This window comes from Streptomyces sp. KR55 (genome assembly GCF_052245645.1).
GTDB classification, from domain to species: domain Bacteria; phylum Actinomycetota; class Actinomycetes; order Streptomycetales; family Streptomycetaceae; genus Streptomyces; species Streptomyces flavusporus.
In genome coordinates, this window is the sequence record NZ_JBQQCE010000930.1 from 1 (window position 1) to 1,203 (window position 1,203).

The window sequence follows — 1,203 nt, forward strand, 5'->3', positions numbered from 1 at the left end:
GTGCCGCGCGCTTCGGCTGGGAAGGCCGCGATCCACGGCACGGGGTGCGACGCGAGGGGAACTGGCTGATCGGGACGGGCGTGGCCACCGCGGGCTATCCGGTGGCGCCGCCCGCCAACCCGCAGCGCGCCCGCGCCCGCCTCTACGCCGACGGCACCGCCGTCGTCCAGGCCGCCACCCCCGACTTCGGTACCGGTGTGGCCACGGTCATGACGCAGGTCGCCGCCGACGCGCTCGGCATGCCGGTGGAGCGCTGCCGGTTCGAGAGCGGCGACACCGACCTGCCCAATATCGCGGCCGCGGTGGGCTCCGCGGGCGCGGGCATGATCAGTGCCGCCGTGCACAGCGCCGCGACCGCCCTGCGCAACCAGCTCATCGCCCGCGCCGTCGCGGACACCCGTTCCCCGCTGCACGGCGCGAACCCGGTCGACGTGGTCGTACGGGACGGGGCGATGACGGCCGGAACCGCCTTCGACTCCTACGCCGACCTGCTGCAGCGCAACTTCCAGCCGGACGCCGAGGCGTCCGGTGCGTGGACTCCGCCGGCCGGAGACCCCGGGTACGCGATGATGACCTTCGGCGCCCAGTTCGCCGAGGTGGCCGTCGACGCGGAGCTCGGACTGGTCCGGGTGCGGCGTATGACCGGTGCCTTCGCCCCCGGCCGGGTGCTCAACCCCAAGCTGGCCCGCAGCCAGCTCATGGGCGGCATGCTCTGGGGCCTGGGCCAGGCGCTGCTGGAGGCCAACCACATGCACCCGCGCACCGGTCACTGGGCCAACGCGAGCCTTGGGGAGTACCTGGTCGCCGTCAACGCGGACGCGCCCGACGTCGACGTCGAACTGGTCGAGGTCGAGGACGACGTAGTGAACCCGCTGGGGGTCAAGGGCGTGGGCGAGATCGGGCAGGTCGGGGCCGCGGCCGCGATCGCGAACGCCGTCCACCACGCGACCGGACGGCGCATCCGGAAGATACCGATCACGATCGAGGACCTGCTCTGAGGGCGGACCACCGGTGTCCGCCGTCAGTCACGGTGCCCGAGCAGCACGCCGCGCATGCAGCCCTGCGCACAGGGATCCCCAGACCGGCGGCGTGGGGGATCAGCGCACGCGCCGCTCCTCCAGTGGTGCGGCGCGCAGTCGTCCGGTGGTGTCGCTGGGCAGGTGTGGTGTGTGGCCGACGAGTCGGGCGGAGTTGGCGACCACG

Annotated in this window: 1 protein-coding gene; it reads left to right on the top strand. The window is 73.6% G+C overall.

Translation table 11 applies throughout. The features are described from left to right. Positions 1-998 (top strand): xanthine dehydrogenase family protein molybdopterin-binding subunit (locus ACTWQJ_RS51585; RefSeq protein ID WP_443313234.1); only part of this gene is annotated, 998 nt, incomplete at its 5' end. Between the last annotated feature and the right edge of the window lie 205 nt (positions 999-1,203).